At 63.2% G+C, this 14766-nt stretch carries 16 protein-coding genes, 1 tRNA gene and 1 pseudogene; 5 read left to right on the top strand and 13 right to left on the bottom strand.

Annotated elements, in window-relative coordinates; all coding sequences use genetic code 11:
- Window positions 1-28: 28 nt before the first annotated feature.
- Together AB1384_07655 and AB1384_07650 are read right to left on the bottom strand one after the other, a co-directional pair.
- Entirely contained in the window at window positions 29-1123 is a 1095-nt protein-coding gene (locus AB1384_07655) for an alpha/beta hydrolase (protein MEW6554144.1), read from the bottom strand.
- 214 nt (window positions 1124-1337) lie between these two features.
- Window positions 1338-2102, bottom strand: a complete 765-nt coding sequence (locus tag AB1384_07650) for a hypothetical protein (protein MEW6554143.1) — start codon at window positions 2100-2102, stop codon at window positions 1338-1340.
- A 188-nt stretch (window positions 2103-2290) separates the two neighbouring features.
- On the opposite strand from AB1384_07650, the gene AB1384_07645 reads away from it, so the two are divergent.
- A complete protein-coding gene (locus AB1384_07645) occupies window positions 2291-2692 on the top strand; it encodes a PaaI family thioesterase (GenBank protein MEW6554142.1) in 402 nt (133 codons plus the stop codon).
- 69 nt (window positions 2693-2761) lie between these two features.
- Here AB1384_07645 and AB1384_07640 read toward each other — a convergent pair whose 3' ends face one another.
- Window positions 2762-3136 carry a TfoX/Sxy family protein gene (locus AB1384_07640; GenBank protein MEW6554141.1) on the bottom strand — a complete coding sequence of 125 codons (375 nt, stop codon included), beginning with the start codon at window positions 3134-3136 and terminating at the stop codon, window positions 2762-2764.
- A 278-nt stretch (window positions 3137-3414) separates the two neighbouring features.
- Here AB1384_07640 and AB1384_07635 point away from each other — a divergent pair.
- Window positions 3415-3490: transfer RNA gene (locus AB1384_07635), tRNA-Val, on the top strand.
- 233 nt (window positions 3491-3723) lie between these two features.
- Here the strand turns inward: AB1384_07635 and AB1384_07630 are convergent.
- From AB1384_07630 to AB1384_07615, 4 genes are all read right to left on the bottom strand, one after another.
- Window positions 3724-5214 carry an FAD-dependent oxidoreductase gene (locus AB1384_07630; protein MEW6554140.1) on the bottom strand — a complete coding sequence of 497 codons (1491 nt, stop codon included), beginning with the start codon at window positions 5212-5214 and terminating at the stop codon, window positions 3724-3726.
- Between the two features lie 38 nt (window positions 5215-5252).
- A complete protein-coding gene (locus AB1384_07625; protein ID MEW6554139.1) occupies window positions 5253-5885 on the bottom strand; it encodes a TetR/AcrR family transcriptional regulator in 633 nt (210 codons plus the stop codon).
- 149 nt (window positions 5886-6034) lie between these two features.
- Entirely contained in the window at window positions 6035-6259 is a 225-nt protein-coding gene (locus tag AB1384_07620; GenBank protein ID MEW6554138.1) for a hypothetical protein, read from the bottom strand.
- A gap of 14 nt (window positions 6260-6273) precedes the next feature.
- Window positions 6274-6480 carry a DUF4499 domain-containing protein gene (locus AB1384_07615; protein ID MEW6554137.1) on the bottom strand — a complete coding sequence of 69 codons (207 nt, stop codon included), beginning with the start codon at window positions 6478-6480 and terminating at the stop codon, window positions 6274-6276.
- Between the two features lie 220 nt (window positions 6481-6700).
- Between AB1384_07615 and AB1384_07610 the strand changes: the two genes are divergently transcribed.
- From AB1384_07610 to AB1384_07600, 3 genes are all read left to right on the top strand, one after another.
- Window positions 6701-8185, top strand: a complete 1485-nt coding sequence (locus AB1384_07610) for a hypothetical protein (protein ID MEW6554136.1) — start codon at window positions 6701-6703, stop codon at window positions 8183-8185.
- Window positions 8186-8192: 7 nt separating this feature from the next.
- The gene (locus AB1384_07605) at window positions 8193-9782 is read left to right on the top strand and encodes a vWA domain-containing protein (GenBank protein ID MEW6554135.1); all 1590 of its coding nucleotides are present in this window, start codon (window positions 8193-8195) and stop codon (window positions 9780-9782) included.
- 117 nt (window positions 9783-9899) lie between these two features.
- Window positions 9900-10745 carry a hypothetical protein gene (locus tag AB1384_07600; protein ID MEW6554134.1) on the top strand — a complete coding sequence of 282 codons (846 nt, stop codon included), beginning with the start codon at window positions 9900-9902 and terminating at the stop codon, window positions 10743-10745.
- A 16-nt stretch (window positions 10746-10761) separates the two neighbouring features.
- On the opposite strand, the pseudogene AB1384_07595 reads toward AB1384_07600, so the two are convergent.
- The 6 genes and pseudogenes from AB1384_07595 to AB1384_07570 all read right to left on the bottom strand — a co-directional run bounded on the left by AB1384_07595 (window position 10762) and on the right by AB1384_07570 (window position 14761).
- Window positions 10762-10926: pseudogene (locus AB1384_07595) on the bottom strand (type II toxin-antitoxin system HicA family toxin).
- A gap of 298 nt (window positions 10927-11224) precedes the next feature.
- On the bottom strand, window positions 11225-11884 hold the full coding sequence (locus tag AB1384_07590; protein MEW6554133.1) for a diphthine--ammonia ligase: 660 nt from the start codon (window positions 11882-11884) through the stop codon (window positions 11225-11227).
- Between the two features lie 63 nt (window positions 11885-11947).
- The gene (locus AB1384_07585) at window positions 11948-12220 is read right to left on the bottom strand and encodes a hypothetical protein (GenBank protein MEW6554132.1); all 273 of its coding nucleotides are present in this window, start codon (window positions 12218-12220) and stop codon (window positions 11948-11950) included.
- Window positions 12221-12238: 18 nt separating this feature from the next.
- Window positions 12239-12790, bottom strand: coding sequence for a glycine/sarcosine/betaine reductase selenoprotein B family protein (locus AB1384_07580; GenBank protein MEW6554131.1), 552 nt, complete (start codon window positions 12788-12790; stop codon window positions 12239-12241).
- Window positions 12791-12803: 13 nt separating this feature from the next.
- On the bottom strand, window positions 12804-14015 hold the full coding sequence (locus AB1384_07575) for an MBL fold metallo-hydrolase (protein ID MEW6554130.1): 1212 nt from the start codon (window positions 14013-14015) through the stop codon (window positions 12804-12806).
- The gene (locus AB1384_07570) at window positions 14012-14761 is read right to left on the bottom strand and encodes a TetR/AcrR family transcriptional regulator (protein MEW6554129.1); all 750 of its coding nucleotides are present in this window, start codon (window positions 14759-14761) and stop codon (window positions 14012-14014) included. The genes AB1384_07575 and AB1384_07570 overlap by 4 nt, the downstream gene beginning before the upstream one ends.
- Window positions 14762-14766 lie beyond the last annotated feature (5 nt).

Below are 14766 nucleotides of genomic sequence, written 5' to 3'. Positions count from 1 at the left end.
GGGTCCACCCGCGGCGTGAGCTGAAAGCCTATTCTCCCGCCAGGTTGGCTTTTACGAAGGAGGCGATGTCGTCGACGACCTCTTGCGAGACGTGCCCCGGCTGGTTGTACTCCGCGGGCACGCTCTTGCCCGTCCCCGTGATGAAGAGGTGGTTGAGGTCGGGGTAGGTCCTGAGCGCGACGTTGGGCATGCCGGAAAGGGCTTGCTCCCAGCGGCTGAAATCATCCATGGTCACCTGGTAGTCGCGCTCCCCCTGCAGCACCAGGATTGGGCGGTCGATGCTCCGGGCGGACCCTGCCGGGTCGTAACCGCGCAGGTCCAGCCAGTAGCCGCCCCAGGTATTGAAGGGCAGCTCGGACGCCGGGGTGGATGGCGACAGCCCCGGGCTTTTCACCAGGTCCACTGCGGTACGCAACTGGTCCAAAGAGGCCTGCTCGTTCGGGGTGATTTCCCCGTCCAGGAAGAATATATATTCGGTCTGTTCCAGGATCAGGTCCTCGAAGGGGCGAGCGACCCCCGCCAGGATGACGAACCCACGGGCCCGCGGCGAGGCGCCGGCGATGCGCGGGATGAGCATGCCGCCCAGGCTGTGGCCGAGCACGAAGACGTTGCCCGCGTCAATGCCTTCCGTCCGCAGGAGCAGCTCGACGGCGGCCGCGGCGTCATCCACCGTCTCCTCCCAGACGGTGATCTTCCCGCCCTGCGCGGCCAGCTCGTCCTGGTAGACCAGGGTCCGCTTGTCGTAACGGAGGACGGCTATCCCCCGCGAAGCGAGCCCCCAGGCCAGGTCCCTGAAGGGAGCGATAAGGTCGCCCCCCTCGTCCCGGTTGTTGGGACCCGAGCCGTGCACCAGCACCACGGCCGGGAAGGGCCCGTCACCCCCGGGCATGGTCAGGGTGCCCGGCAGGGACCACTCGCCGTTCCCTACCGTCACCTCCTGTTCGGTGAAACTGCCGGGGTCGGCATAGTCAGGGGCCCCTGGGCTGCTCTTGCTGCTCGCTGCTCCTCCCCACCCCATTACCGCGTAGATGATGAGCGCGATGGCGAGGCAGAAGGAGAGCAGGCACGGCAGCCAGATGATGACCCTGGAACGTGTGACCCTGGTGCTTTCCGCCGCCTTCATCTCGACAAACCGCGGTCCTTTTCATCATTGGCCGAAGCCGTTTAGACGCATCGCCTCATAAAGGCATGTCTCTCTTTAGTCTCGCCTGCTCACCGGGCGAGCTTGAGGGCAGCCGGGGGGGAACGGGTGTTTGGCGACCGAGAAAGTTGGTCGTAAAGGGGCGAGGAGCTGTTCGTCTCCTCCACCACGACCGACTTGCGCGCGGTGTGTTTTTTCAGGATGTGGGCGGCTGCTCCGGGCCGTAGGCGATGAGCTGCCAGCGCGGCCCGTAGGTGTACATGCGCGGCCTGGTGGACGCCAGCACCCGGGAAAGCTCCGTCGCGATGGGGTGGGAGGTCCCCAGGACCAGCTCGGCGTTGGCGGGGCCGCGGGTGGTCGTGCTCTGGTCGGGGTTGATGTCGGCGAGCTGAGGACGGGGGTGTGCGGAGGTATAGACGAATACCTTGACCCGGCCCATGTGCCGCGCCTGGAGCTTGCGGCCGCGCATGCGGCAGATGAGGTCGTCCCCCTCCCTCCACTCGCATGTGACCCAGTCCGCGTCCTCGCTGATGTCTATGGAGGAGAAAAACTCCGGCCAGCGGTGATAACCCCCGAGGATGCGTACCGCCGTCTGCGACGTCGCCCCCCGATGGAGCAGGAAGTTGTGCACCTCCCGGGTGACCCTGGCCCTGTTCAGGTTCAGGAAGGGCAGTTTGGGGAAGCCCGGCGCGTAAAGGGGGACGACCACGGAGAACTCGTTGAAGGGGCCGATGTCCGTGTCCGTGTATTCGTAGGCGGTGAGCTGGACCAGCCCCATGCCCGGGAGCAGCTGCGCGGGGACTAACTCCCGCTCTTGGATGAGGTCTCGGAGTTTTTTCGCCGAGGCTGGGAAGACGCTGGAAAAGATGCGCGCCTCCCTGATGACCACCGGCAACTCGAAATCGAGCCCGTCGATACTGGCATGCGCCCGCTCTATTCCCCGCAGGAAATCACCGGCCATAAGACCCACTCCTTTCCCGTTCCGCGAGAGGACTTTAAGAAGTATACCCCATGCGTCCCGGACAGGCTTCCTTTACACTGACCGCCCCGGTGCTATCATGGTGGTGTCGGGCACGGCGGCGGCCTGCCACGTCGGTGCTCCTCGTGGTACGACGGTTTCGTAGCAGCTCATCGCGGGAAAGGGTTGAGATGCCAAAGGAGTTCCCGACCGCATCCAAGGGGTTCAATCCCTTTGGCGAACTCATCGGCCTGGAGTTCACGGCTTTCGGCGAAGGCAAGAGCCGTTGCGAGCTGCAGGTCAAGGACGAGCTGCTCAACCCGCACGGCGTCCTGCACGGCGGCGCCGTCTATGCCATGGCGGACACGGGCATGGGTGGGGCGCTCTATTCGGTCCTCGAGGAAAACGAGCTGTGCACCACCGTAGAGATCAAGATAGCGTACATGTCGGCGGTCAAGAGCGGAAACCTCGTATGCGATACGAAGGTACTGGAGAGGCGATCGCGCATCGCCATCCTGGAATCGGAGGTCGTGAACGGGAGTGAAATGGTGGCCAAGGCCCTCGGCACCTTCTACATCTACAACGTAAAGTGATGGGGTCAGCCCCTGACATATGACATTTCTTGATCTCGCAGGTCCAGATAAAGGTCTCTATTAATAATGTCATATGTCAGGGGCTGACCCCCTCTTGCGCGGGCTCTTCTTCGGCAGGGAGAGGACGTATTCCACCGACGAGACGAAGACGTCCTCGAGCTTGAGGTAGTCCCGGGAGTTCTCGCGGTTGATGAGCACCCACTCCTTCATGGGGCGCCCCTCCATGGGCACGAAGGGCTCCACTCCCTTGCGCTTCAGCATCTTTGTGCGCAAATCTTCCGGCAGTTTGATGGATACGCCGTCCTCCCAGACGCAGGCGAAGAGCTTGCCGTCCGCGTAGTACCCGGGCAGGCCGAACATCTTCCCTGCCTTCACCCCCGGGATGTCCAGGAGCATGCTGTCCAGCACCTCCCTGTGCTTGTCGTTGAAATCCTTGAACGGCATGGTTACCTCGCAATCCTTACGGGCGTTATCTTGATGTCATGATTATTGTTGCCCGAGACACCGCATCTTAATTATATTGATCGATGGGTTGGAAAAAGAAAGAGAGGCGGTTTCCCGTCTCTCTCCGGCAGCTCTACACTGAGAGCAGCCCCCTCACGAAGTACCTTTATTTTATCACATACAAACGTCATGCTCATCGCTTGAGTAGGAAAGCCTGATTGTCACCTTGGATTGGTAAAATCATCTTGTTTGTAGATTGTCGGAGTAAGGATGGTGGGCCCTCGGTAGCTCAGCGGACAGAGCAGCTCCCTCACAAAGGGCAGGTCGCGGGCTCAAATCCCGCCCGGGGGACCACATCTCAACCTTCAATTCTGAAAGGACCGCTGAAGAGGATCGTGGACTCGGAGGACCTGAGGATCTTGAAGGCTGGCGGAAACCCACCATCCTTCAACCAAACCTGCCCCAAGGGAGGGGGCGCGGCGGTCAGCCGCGCCCCTGCTGTTCCGACCTACGGGGGGATGGTCGGATCGGTTCCCTGCTGACACCCGGGGGTGAAAACATACAGGGCCTGAACCCTGAATCTTAGATCAAGCCTCGCTGCGCGATGCCTTGAGCAGTTTCAAGGCTCCCCTGGCCAATGCCAGCCCGCCGAGGGCCATACCGATCTGCGTCGCCGGCTTGAGCAGGGGGGTGAACCCCTTCTTGGGCTTGAACTCCACGTTGAGGGAGATGGTGCGCCCCAGCTTGTCCAGGGCGATGACCTCCGCCACGTGGTTTGCGTTCCAGATGGCCGCCTCCATGCCTCCCGAGGAGACGTGGGTCTTGGTGAAGTCGCCGGTGAGGTAGAGGTTGTCCAGGGGCGAACGCTGGTAGGGGCGGTGCTTTTCCATCCCCGGCAGGGCGCGGTAGACGCCCTGGCGCTCCCTGACCACCTTGTACTTGCGCACCTCGGCCTCGCGCGCCGTGGGGAAGAGTGCCTTGATCTGCTTGATGGCGATGTCGAAGATGACCTCGTCCGGCAGTCCTTCGATGTGGTCGGCCGGGGAGAGCACCATCTCGAACATGGAGCCCCCCTTGAAGATGTGGGGGAGCACGTTGGAGAGGTCGGCGTAGGTGTTGAAGATGCAGTTGTTGGAGAAGAAGGTCACGTCCACGTCGGTGAGCTTGCGGTCGAACCATACCTGCAGCGACAGCGAGGGTGCGTACTGGAAGTGCCACAGGTCCCTGAAGTACTCGTAGAAGAAGGCCTCCTTGGGGAGCACCCGCCGCAGCGCGTAGGGGCTGATGGCGGAGACGTAGATGTCCGCGGTCCTCTCCTTGCCGCCCACGGTGACGCTTTTGACCTTGCCGTCCTGGAGGTTGATGGCGGTGACCGCCTGCTTCAGTTCCGTCTTACCGCCCTTGGAATGGATGTAATCGAGGCAGGTATCCACCCAGATATCGCCCAGGCCGCCGTTGGCGAAGCCCACGCGGGCGCTGTCCGGGTCCGCCGCCACCTTGCGGAACCAGTTGAGCATGACCTTGGCGGAGATCATCCACGAGGGGGTGAAGGTGAGGCCGTTGATGCCCGGCTCCAGGGGCAGGAAAGCGTCCCTGGGCGCGCGCCGCACCAGCCACTGGCCGAAGGTCACCTCGTCCAGCTTGTCGATCTTGTGGTTGGAGTACATGACCGCCCCGCCCATGCCCGCGGCGGTGAAGAGCAGCTTCCACCTGGGCACGGCGGTGTAGGACTTGAGCAGGCTGGCGAAGGCCACCGCGGCATGGAATGGCGCGGGCAGGTTGGCGAACTTCAGCACCGCCTCCTTACCGCCCTCCTGCATATAGTAGAACTCGGTCTGTTTCCACTGGATGTTCTTCTCGATGCCCATCTTGTTGAAGAAGTTGAGCAGGTTGGCGTAATAGGGGAAGAAGACGTGCAGGGCGTTGTCGATCATGTCCCCGTCTTCGTCCAGCCAGGAACTGGCGCGCCCGCCGAAGATCTCGTCGGCCTCTACCAGCTCCACCTCGATCCCCAGGTCCAGCAGGTTGATGGCCGTGGCCAGCCCGGCCATGCCTCCGCCCAAGACCAGTGCTTTCATCTCTCCCTCTCCTTTCTCTTACTGCGTAGCGTTCCTTTTCACGCTTGCTGAGTATTTCTTGCCGAAGCATTGCTCACGATGTTCTCCAACACCTCCGTCACCGCCAGCAGGGCCTTGTCGCGGGTGAGCACGTCCTCAAGCCCGGTTAGGGCCGCGAAGACCAGGGTGATACCCAGGGAGAGGATCTGCCAGGCCGCCACCGTGGTATCAAGGTCTTTTCTCACCGAGCCCTGCCTCTTTCCGGCCTCGAACATCCCGGCGAGGGCGTTGGTGTACTGCAGCATCTTGTCGCTGAGCGCCGCCCTTATCTCCGGGTCGCGCGCCCCGGTGACCGTCTCGAAGAGGAGCATGGACTCATCGGGGTGGTCCATGACGAACTCGTAGAAGGAGGCGCTCATGTTGTAGATGCGCTCGGGCACGGTATCGCCGACGCTCGCGGCCGTGGCGAGGGTGGAGAAGAAGCGGTTGCCCACCTCGGCCAGGGCCTCCAGCAGCAGCTCCTTCTTCCCCGGGAAGTACTTGTACAGGGCGGGCTCGGATACCCCAACCTCCTCGGCGATGCGCCGCGTGGTGGTGCCCGGAAGGCCGTGCTCGGCCATTATGGTGATAGCCGCCTGGATGATCTGCTGCTTGCGCTCCGCCCCGCTCATGCGCTCGTTCCTGCCGGCCATCGTCGCCTCGCATTTAGGTTAGTGAATATTAACTAACTTATAGCACGGCAATGGCTCCCAGTCAACAGCCTGCATATTATTTGTCCCTGATTGTTCAGTAAGCGGGCTGACCCGAACCGGACCAGCGATCCCAAAGATGCCGGAGAAGTTCAGGCGTTCACTCGTCCGGCCTCATCGGCCAGCTTGGGTTTGCGCAGCAGGGGGATGAGGGCGATGGCCCCCAGGGCCAAGGTGTCGTAGACGCATCTCCACGGGTCCTCTCCCCTCTTCCTGGCGGCGAAGTAGGCGAAGGGGGCCTGCAGGGTATGGCCGACCACCGCGGCAAAGATCCAGAGCTTCAAGGCCCTTATCGGCCAGCCCGGTTCCATATCCACCCGTGGCTCCACCGCTAGATGTCTACCGCGGCGGCCTTCTTCTCCAGCTTGGGCTTGCGCAGCAGCGGGACCAGCACGAAGACCCCGAACATCAGGGTGAGGCAGAAATACCTGTTCGGCTTCAGTCCACGCTTCCTGGCCGCGCGCCTGGCGAGCAAGGCCTCGAAGAAGTGCATGATCGCGAGCTGCTTGCCGATCTTTACGAGTTTCTCGGTCTCCACGGCTACCTCCCTTGCCATCTCCCCCGCGAGGACGGGGCCTCCACCCGCCGGTAGCGGCTTACACGTCTTCAGATTCGAGAGTGAAAACCCGAGACCCCACTTTGACGAACATTATCCTTACCGCCATCGAGATAAGGTAGAATCATTATATCAGAGGCCCCGCCGGGCGGGAGAGCATGGCGGGCGGGGGTAGAGCAGAAGAAGAGGAGAGAGCCTGGATATGAGCGATTTGAACCTTAAGCTGCAACGTATCTACAAGGCCATCGAGGACAGCGGGCTTTATATCAACCTCAACCACGATGTGCGTTTCCACGAGCAGAAGGAAGTGCCGCTCAACCTGAACGAGACCGAGAGCATCGTCATCGCCGAGGAGAGTTACAACTCTCCCCTGCTCATGGCCCTGCTCACCTCGGTGCTGCGCAACGGCACCATGATCCTCTATGGCTCACCCGGATCCGGCAAGACCACCTCGGCCGAGTTCGTGGGCGCCTTCGTGCACGGCACCATGCTCAAGGAGGCCTTCGGGGACGGCGAGGCCGACTTCAAGGTCATGGAGGCCATACACGAAGCGACCATCCACGGCCACCACGAACTGACCGAGGAGAAGATGATCGGCCGCCCGCACCTGGGCAAGCTCATGCGCGACGGCGAGGAAGACATCATCCCGCGAAAGTTCATGCTCTCCCCTTTCCGCATGGTGGACGAGGTCAACCGCCTCACTCCCGGCCGCACCAACAACCTCTTAGAGATGATGGACCGTGGTTTCTCGGTCTACGGCGACTCCAAGATCTACGCTGCGGAGGGCGCGACCTTCCTCACCGCCAACTTCCGCGACGTGGCGTCGTCCGATCTCACGCCGCCCTTCCTCGACCGTATCGACGTGGGGGTCTTCGCGCCCACGCTCAACCCCTATTTCCTGGAGATGGCGCAGGGTGGGGAGGACCGCAAGCTCACCGGCAACGAGGAGTCGTACGTGTCCCACCTCCGTGACGAGATAGGGGTGGAGATATCCACAGCCGACATCGAGACCATGAGGGAAGAGATTGCCGCGATAGAGATCGAGCCCGACGCCCTCTACATCCTCTACAATTTCATCTCCGAGCTCAACGGCTGTACCCTGGCCTCCCCGGACATCGAGCGGAAGAGCAAGGGCTTCGCCTGGTTCGTGAAGCCCCCCATACTCTGCTCACAGGTGGACGACGGGGGAGCAGGCGGCGGCGGACACCTGGGCGGCTGCCATTACCACAATACCGAGAACATCTGTTACAAGACAGAGAACGAGGTCAGCGTGCGTGCGGGCAAGACAATCGAGCGCTATGCCAAGGCGCTGGCCTGGTTCCGCGGGCGCGAGCGGGCGGGCCTGGAGGAAGTGGAAGCGGTGGTACCCTACGTGCTGTGGTTCAAGCTGATCCCCACCGACCGTGCCTGGTCGGAGCGGCCCGAGTTCATGAACGACCGCATCGCCCTGGTGCAGGACCTCTTCGCCACCTCGCGCAACCATTACCTCAAGAGCCGGCGCATGATCAAGACCCTGGACGGCGTGCTCGAGCTGTACGAGCAGGCGGTTAGGAACCAGTCCGTCGATGCCGGCCTGGTCCTCGAGGCCCTGGACTCGCTCAAGAGCTACGATTCTCCGGCGAAGTACCCCATCGCCACCATGTTGCGCCAGGTCTACCGGGAGATAGCGCGCGAGACCCGGAGGTGAGGCCGGTTTGCGCATTCAGGGCGTCGACTTAGACGAGATACTGGGGCGGGCGCGGGCTTTCTGCAGTTACCCCCGCATCATGGACCCCGAGTTCGTGATCGATCCCGCCGGGCACGCCTTCGCCGCCAAGCTCAACGAAGAGTTCGGCATCTGGGAACCCTCGGAGAACCGCGTGTACATCAACGTCCCCGAGGTCATGGAGAAGCTGGGTATGCGCAACATGGAAGCCGTGGTGGTCTACCAGCTGCTCCATTACGCCCTGGCCCCCTTCGACATGCGCACCTCGCTGCGCCTCACCGCCTCGGCTAAGCTGGCCCTGGAGGAGGTGAAGGACCGCGGGCGCACGGTCACCTTCCAGGAGGCCATATCCATCCAGCGCCTCTTCTGCGACATGGTAAACGTCACCTATGCTGCCCGCAGCGGCATGCGCGAACAGATGATCGGCCTCTACCATGCCCTGGACAAGTCAAAGGGGCAGAAGCAGACCAAGATATGGAAGTTCCTTCTCTGCTGTTTCGAGGAGATGTGGGAGGCCCCCGATACCCTGGTGGGCAGGGTGCCCAAGGAGATGCGCGATGACGCCCGCCGCCTGGCCGCGCGCGTGCTGGACCGGCCCTTCGCCGCGGCGGGGTGGGAGGAGAAGGTGCGCTTCCTCGTGGGCTACCTCCACCGCTATTACGAGGACCCCGCGGACATGGACGACAGCCGCCTCATGGACCACGGCATAGACGACCTGCGCGCGCGCTCCGCCGAGGAGGCGCTGCGCTCCATGGCCATGGAGATGGGCATGCAGGACTTCAAGGAGCTGGTGGGGGGGATAGGGGCCGGTTCGGAGACCCAGGCCCTGGTCTGGTACTACCGCGACCTCTCCCGCCGCTACGAGGTGCGCTTCCAGCCGGTGCGCAGCGAGGCGGGGGAAGAAGTCCCCCACGCTCCCCTGGCCTGGGGGATGGCAGACCCCTTCGAGCGCCTCGACCTCCCCTATACCCTGTACACCTGCGGCAAGGCGGTGCCCACCCTCACCACCAAGCAGTGGGAGAAGGTACAGATGGAGGTGGTGTCGCGGCGCAAAACGCCCCCGGACGTCATCATCATCCTGGACGCCTCCGGATCCATGACCAACCCCACCTCCGAGGTGGCCAACGCCGTGCTAGCCGGCTTCGTGATGGCGCGCAGCGCCGGCAACCTCGGGGCAAAGGTCGGCCTGGTGGTCTATTCCGACCAGCAGCGCTCCCTGGTGGTCAAGCCGGTATGGGACCTGCGCCGGGTGGAGGAGGGGCTGGTCACCTATTACGGCGGAGGGACCGTCTTCCCGGTGCAGGAGTTCCGCCACCTGGCGTCCCTGGAGACCCACCGCCCCAAGCATTTCTGCCTCATATCCGACACCGAGATCACCAATATCTCCGAGGCCTCCTATCACCTGGGCGAGGCGCTGCTGATGCACCCGGAGAACTCCGGCTCGGTCTTCCTCATCGACCAGGCGTGGACGGAGAAGGCGGAGTCCATCCGCCAAGCGGGCTACGATATATTCCCGGTGTCGCGGGGACAGGACCTGGTGCGCGTAGTGGCCGGCAAGGCCCACGACCTGTACGCTTGAAGATAGTGTCATTGCGAGGAACAAAGTGACGAAGCAATCTCGACACGCCCGCTCCGCCACGAGTCGCCTGCGCTCGAGACGCTGCGACCCGGAGCCTGTTGCCTGCGGGTGATGCATATGAAGTTACCCAAACCGATCTTCTCGGGCAGCGGGGAGTCCCTGGAGGACATCCTGGAGGCCAACCGCCGCGAGGAGGAGGCGCGCAAGGCGCGCTTCCGCGAGTTCGCCCTGGCCGATTTCTTCCTCAACCTGCGCTCCCGCGACAAGCTCACCAAGGCCCGCGTGCGGCGCGCGCTGCCTGCGCGAGACGACGCGGAGGTGGTCGACCTGGCGCTGCGCCTGATGAACGAGGCCTCCTCCGACTACCTGCAGCTACGCATGCAGTGGCAGCGCGAAGCGGTGGGCTATCTCACCAGCCTGGGGGTGGAGTCGTATTCCCGCCGTGGCGGCGGGGTGCTGGACATACCGGATGGCCTGGACTACGTGGGCATGCAGGCCGAGGGGACGCCGGACCGCCGCCTGGCCATCAGGGCGAGGCGCATCGGCAACTTCGCGGGCCTCAAGTCGAGGTACCTGGACATCACCGCGGAGACGGTGGGCGACTACTGTTTCCGGCGCGCCCACTCCTGCTGCGTGGAGGTGGACATGGCGGGAAAGTGCCTGGGCGAGGAGGGAGAGGACCTGAGGCTGCAGACGCGCGAGGCCGGCGACTGGCTCATGCTCAAGTCGAAGCGCTGTTACGTGGACGCCCGCAAGGTGGGGAGGCTGGCCGGCCTGGACTCTCGCCACCTGGAGATGCACGTGCACAACGCTGGGGCCGAGCTGGGGGCGCGCGCCCACGACGCGGTCATCTACGTCTACCGTGAGGCCAAGAGCCTGGGGCTGCGCGGCAGCGGCGTGGTCTACATGCGCCACGGCACCCCGCCATGGCGCACCACCTTCCGCGTGGAGAAGATCCCCTGATGGATAGCTTTCCTAGCTAGAGAAGTTTTTTGAATTCCTCGACCGTCAAACCCATATCTCGAAGTATATTCCTCAATATTTTGGGGTGGAGGATTTTTCCCGAGTGAAAAGGAACTGTCACTCGCTTGCCCGTGGAGGACTTGTATATCTTGTAGCTGCCGCTTTGCCGAGATGGGGTATATCCAGATCTTTCTCATGCACCTCATGTAACTCGTTCTCAGAATGCGCTAGATACTGCATAGCCCGTTTCCCTCTCACGTGTCGAATGCCCCAAAGACAACTAATATAATTATACTGGTGGATAGTGATAAATATAGCATTGCAGCTGATTAAGAAGACTAACATGGAAATCAAGGCTAGCGTTGAAATCAGTCTAAGGTTTAAATCCCTGATTGTGAAAATGCCTTTCGAAGGCGAAAACCCTCTCGATACCCAGGCGTCGTAATATCTCGAAACTGGTGCAGCCCACAAGGCTGGGATTACGTCTCCAGCTGCAGCCGCAACATGCCGTCTCTTTCCTCTATCCCGCCCGGCCGGAGATCAACCGCGTGGCGGAACAGCGGACCCGCGTACACGAAGGTGTGGTACTCGCCTCCCTCTCCGGCGGCGTCCACCCCTTGCTCCTCCAGGGCGGACAAGGCCGGCCGGTCAAGGGTCTTTCCCAGCCAGTCGCCCGACAAGGTGCCCTTGCGCACCGAGATGATCATCGCCCGGTAGCCGAGGTCGATGAACTCCGCTACCAGATCACCCCTCTTCTCGCCCCACAGCGGGAGCAGGGGCTCGATCTCCACCTCCGCGCATACCCTCTCTATCCACTCGCGGTGCTCGGCCAGGTCGATATCCCCGAAGACGCCGGCTCCGACTCCGCCCGCCTTGAGTCCGGCGATCTCCTCTTTGAACGCCGATTCGTAGCCTTCCCAGGTGGAATTCCCGAAACGGATGGAGAGGCCCAGGGATTCCGCCTGGCGCTGGATAAGCGCCCTGGGCGTGCCGTGGGTGCGCAGGAACCCGCCGCTCTCGTGCAGTATGGTGAGGAGAACGGTGACGGCGTTGCCGCCGGCCAGCGAGCGGTGCAGGGCGAGGCAGGAATCCTTGCCCCCGCTCCAGGACGAGAAAGCGTTTAATCCGTTGTTCTTCAACTTCACCCCCCGCTATATTACCCGTAATGCACCCGGTACGTCCGTCCACCACAAGCATAGCAGCTAGAAGCTCACCGGCGCGAAGGTGTCGCGGCGCCAGCGGTAGGGCAGGTCGATGATGGTCCCCGGCTCCCTGATGGTCTCCAGCGCCGCGAACATGTCCTTGAGGATGGCCCTCTGCTGGTTGACGTTGCCCGGCTCCCCCAGGGGAGCGCCGTAAGGATAGCGCAGGTAGAGGGTGCGCGGGGCGCCGATCATCTCCGACAACTCGCGGTTGAGGGAGAGAGACACGGTGCAGATGCCGTAGGATTCCACCACGCGCGCGATAAGGCTCACGGCCCGGTTGCACATGGGTCAGCCGGGGGTGAGCAGCACCACGTCCACGCCGTCATCCCTGAGCGCGCGCGCGATCTCGTGGGCGGTCCCCGTGGCGGGGTCCACCAGTTCCTTCACGTGGAGGTCGAAACCGAAACAGTAGTGGTGCTCGCCCACGGAAGCGATGACGCCCTCCCCGGCCAGCTCCCGCAGCCGCTCGATGGGCAGGATGACGTTGATGTCCGCCTGCGCGCGCTCCAGCGGGAAATGGGTGTGGGAGATGCACAGGGAACGCACGTCGCAACCGGACGGGACGGGACGGTAGCTGGAATCACCCAGGGCGGCGCCGGTGTCGAAGGGCTCCTGCTCGGCCAGGTGCACGCCGGCGGTGGTGATGAGGCTGACCCGGGCCTCCGCCAGCGGCTTCCGCCATGGCGTGAAAGCGGGCGGTTCTTCTCTCTTGCCCGCCGCTATCAGCCTCATGGCCTTTTCCACCAGCTTGCGGAACGTGTCTATGAACCTGGTGCCCACGGGGGAGTTCATCATCCTGCCGAAGAGTTCCCAGACCCTCAGCTTCTTGAACAGACCCATCCCTACCTCCCTGTTATCCGGCGGGAGAGAAGAGCACGCGCTCCCCCTCCCTGCGGCTTGCGGCGCCGGCCTCCTTGATCACCACCGCGACCAGCACGTCCAGGCGGCCGGGTATGCGCTGGAACTTCATCTTCTTCCTCTGGTTGACGGCGGGTTCGTCGATGGAGCGCAGCTCTTCCGTGATCTCCGGTATGGTCGCTTCGCCCGCCCGCGCGTGGGCAGCCAGTACATCGTCCCGCAGGTTCGAGTAGAAAGCCTCGAAGGCCCCGAAGAAACGCACGCATTCCTCTTGCCCGCGCGCCACGTCCACCAGCTCCATGTCGTCGAAGGGCGCGAGGCCCAGGCTGTCCATGACGTCGGGGAAGAAGGTGGTGCTGCGGTGTGAATCCGTCGCCAGCTCTATGAACCCCTCCTCGGCCATGCGGCGGAACTGGCCGCAGGTGGAGATGCACCTCTCGAAGGACGAGTAGTAGAAGGCGGGGTTGATCTCCACCGTCACGTCTCCCGCCAGCAGCAGCCTGTTCTCGGGGTCGTAGAGGGATATGTGCCCCGCGGTATGGGAGGCGTCGTGGATGGCGAAGAAACGCCCCACCTCCCATCCCTCCAGCTCCACCGTTCCGAAGCTGCGCTTCACCTTGGCGGCGCTGGGCAGGATGGTCGCCCGGCCGGAGAGGGAGTCGATGCCCATGAACATGAGCTTGAAGTTGGCCCGCAGCACCGCGCGCGCCAGGCCCACCGAGACCCGCGAAGCCAGGTTCACCGGGGCGGTTATGCCCCGAGCGTCGAAGAGCGAATAGATGTTGTAGAGCTGCTCCAGGTCGCGGAAGTCCGCCATCCAGTCGCTCGCATAATCGAGCACCTTGACCTCCGGCTCCTGCAGCAGGAAACGCCACTCCAGGCCGCTCTCGAGTATGACGTCGTTGTTTGAGGCGTGGTCGAAGTGGCCCTGGGTGAGCATGAGGTCCACCCGCTTGACTCCGTCTCCCTTATAACGGCGCATGAGATCGAGCATGCGCTCGCGGTAGAACGGGTAGGTGCCGGTGTCCAGGAGCAGCATCGAGTCGCCGTCCCTGAGCATAAAGATGTTGGAGGAGGCGGGCTTGAGCAGGAAGTAGTCGCTGATGTAACCCTCCAGCATCCACACGTCGGGGGCGATCTCCCGCACGAAGGACCGCCGCAGCTCCTTCTCCTGTCCCGGTACGGTGAGCTTATAGGACACGTTCATCCCCTCCCTTTGCGCCCGGGAGATGCCGGCCTGCCCTTGGTGGCCGTTCCCTCCCGCGGTTTCAGGCCGTTCAGCATGATTTCCAGCAGCGGCCCGCCCGCCTGCTCCAGGTCGAAACCGCCGTCCAGGAGGCACCACTCGATGACCACCCCGCGGATGGCGCGCACCAGGGCCAGGGTGATCTCCTCGGCGGAAAGGTCGCGGCGCAACTCCCCGCTTTCCTGCGCCTCCATGACCAGCCGCAGCGCGATAAGGTAGGAGGCACGCTCTCTCGATGCCAGGGGGGACGGCCCGCGGCCGGGGGCGGCCTGGCTGGAATAGGCTGCCTTGATATAGTCCTTGCCCAGGCTGGAGATGTGCCTCAACGAGTATCTTCCGAAGGCCAGCAGCCGGCCGGTCGCCGTGCCGGTCCTTGCGGTCTCGGGGAGGAAGTCGAGATAGTGGCGGTCCAGCCCGAGAAACTCCTCCACCAGCACCTGGTCCTTCGAGGAGAAATGCACGTAAAAGGTGCCCTTGGAGACGCCCGCCTCGCGGCATATATCGTCCACGGCCACTTGGTCGAAGCCCCTGCTGGCGTAGAGGCGCAGCGCCGTCTCGGCCACCTTGCGCCTGGTGTTCTCCGCCTGCTGCTTGCGCGATATCCTCTCTCCCGGCATGCCCTGACGGGCCGTCTCGCCGCCCACCTGTTTGAGGGCCGTTTTCTTGCCGGGTTGCCGGGCCGTCTGCTGGCTGGGTCTCGCTCCCATGGTCC

Source organism: Actinomycetota bacterium (assembly GCA_040757835.1).
Taxonomy (GTDB): domain Bacteria; phylum Actinomycetota; class Geothermincolia; order Geothermincolales; family RBG-13-55-18; genus SURF-21.
Note: the sequence above shows the minus strand (reverse complement) of the source record. Positions and strands in the feature narration are given on the sequence as shown.

Bases quoted from the DNA above. Each gene is read 5' to 3' on its own strand.
- AB1384_07655 (MEW6554144.1), bottom strand. From the start codon at position 1,123: ATGAAGGCGGCGGAAAGCACCAGGGTCACACGTTCCAGGGTCATCATC.
- AB1384_07650 (MEW6554143.1), bottom strand. From the start codon at position 2,102: ATGGCCGGTGATTTCCTGCGGGGAATAGAGCGGGCGCATGCCAGTATC.
- AB1384_07645 (MEW6554142.1), top strand. From the start codon at position 2,291: ATGCCAAAGGAGTTCCCGACCGCATCCAAGGGGTTCAATCCCTTTGGC.
- AB1384_07640 (MEW6554141.1), bottom strand. From the start codon at position 3,136: ATGCCGTTCAAGGATTTCAACGACAAGCACAGGGAGGTGCTGGACAGC.
- AB1384_07630 (MEW6554140.1), bottom strand. From the start codon at position 5,214: ATGAAAGCACTGGTCTTGGGCGGAGGCATGGCCGGGCTGGCCACGGCC.
- AB1384_07625 (MEW6554139.1), bottom strand. From the start codon at position 5,885: ATGGCCGGCAGGAACGAGCGCATGAGCGGGGCGGAGCGCAAGCAGCAG.
- AB1384_07610 (MEW6554136.1), top strand. From the start codon at position 6,701: ATGAGCGATTTGAACCTTAAGCTGCAACGTATCTACAAGGCCATCGAG.
- AB1384_07600 (MEW6554134.1), top strand. From the start codon at position 9,900: ATGAAGTTACCCAAACCGATCTTCTCGGGCAGCGGGGAGTCCCTGGAG.
- AB1384_07580 (MEW6554131.1), bottom strand. From the start codon at position 12,790: ATGGGTCTGTTCAAGAAGCTGAGGGTCTGGGAACTCTTCGGCAGGATG.
- AB1384_07575 (MEW6554130.1), bottom strand. From the start codon at position 14,015: ATGAACGTGTCCTATAAGCTCACCGTACCGGGACAGGAGAAGGAGCTG.
- AB1384_07570 (MEW6554129.1), bottom strand. From the start codon at position 14,761: ATGGGAGCGAGACCCAGCCAGCAGACGGCCCGGCAACCCGGCAAGAAA.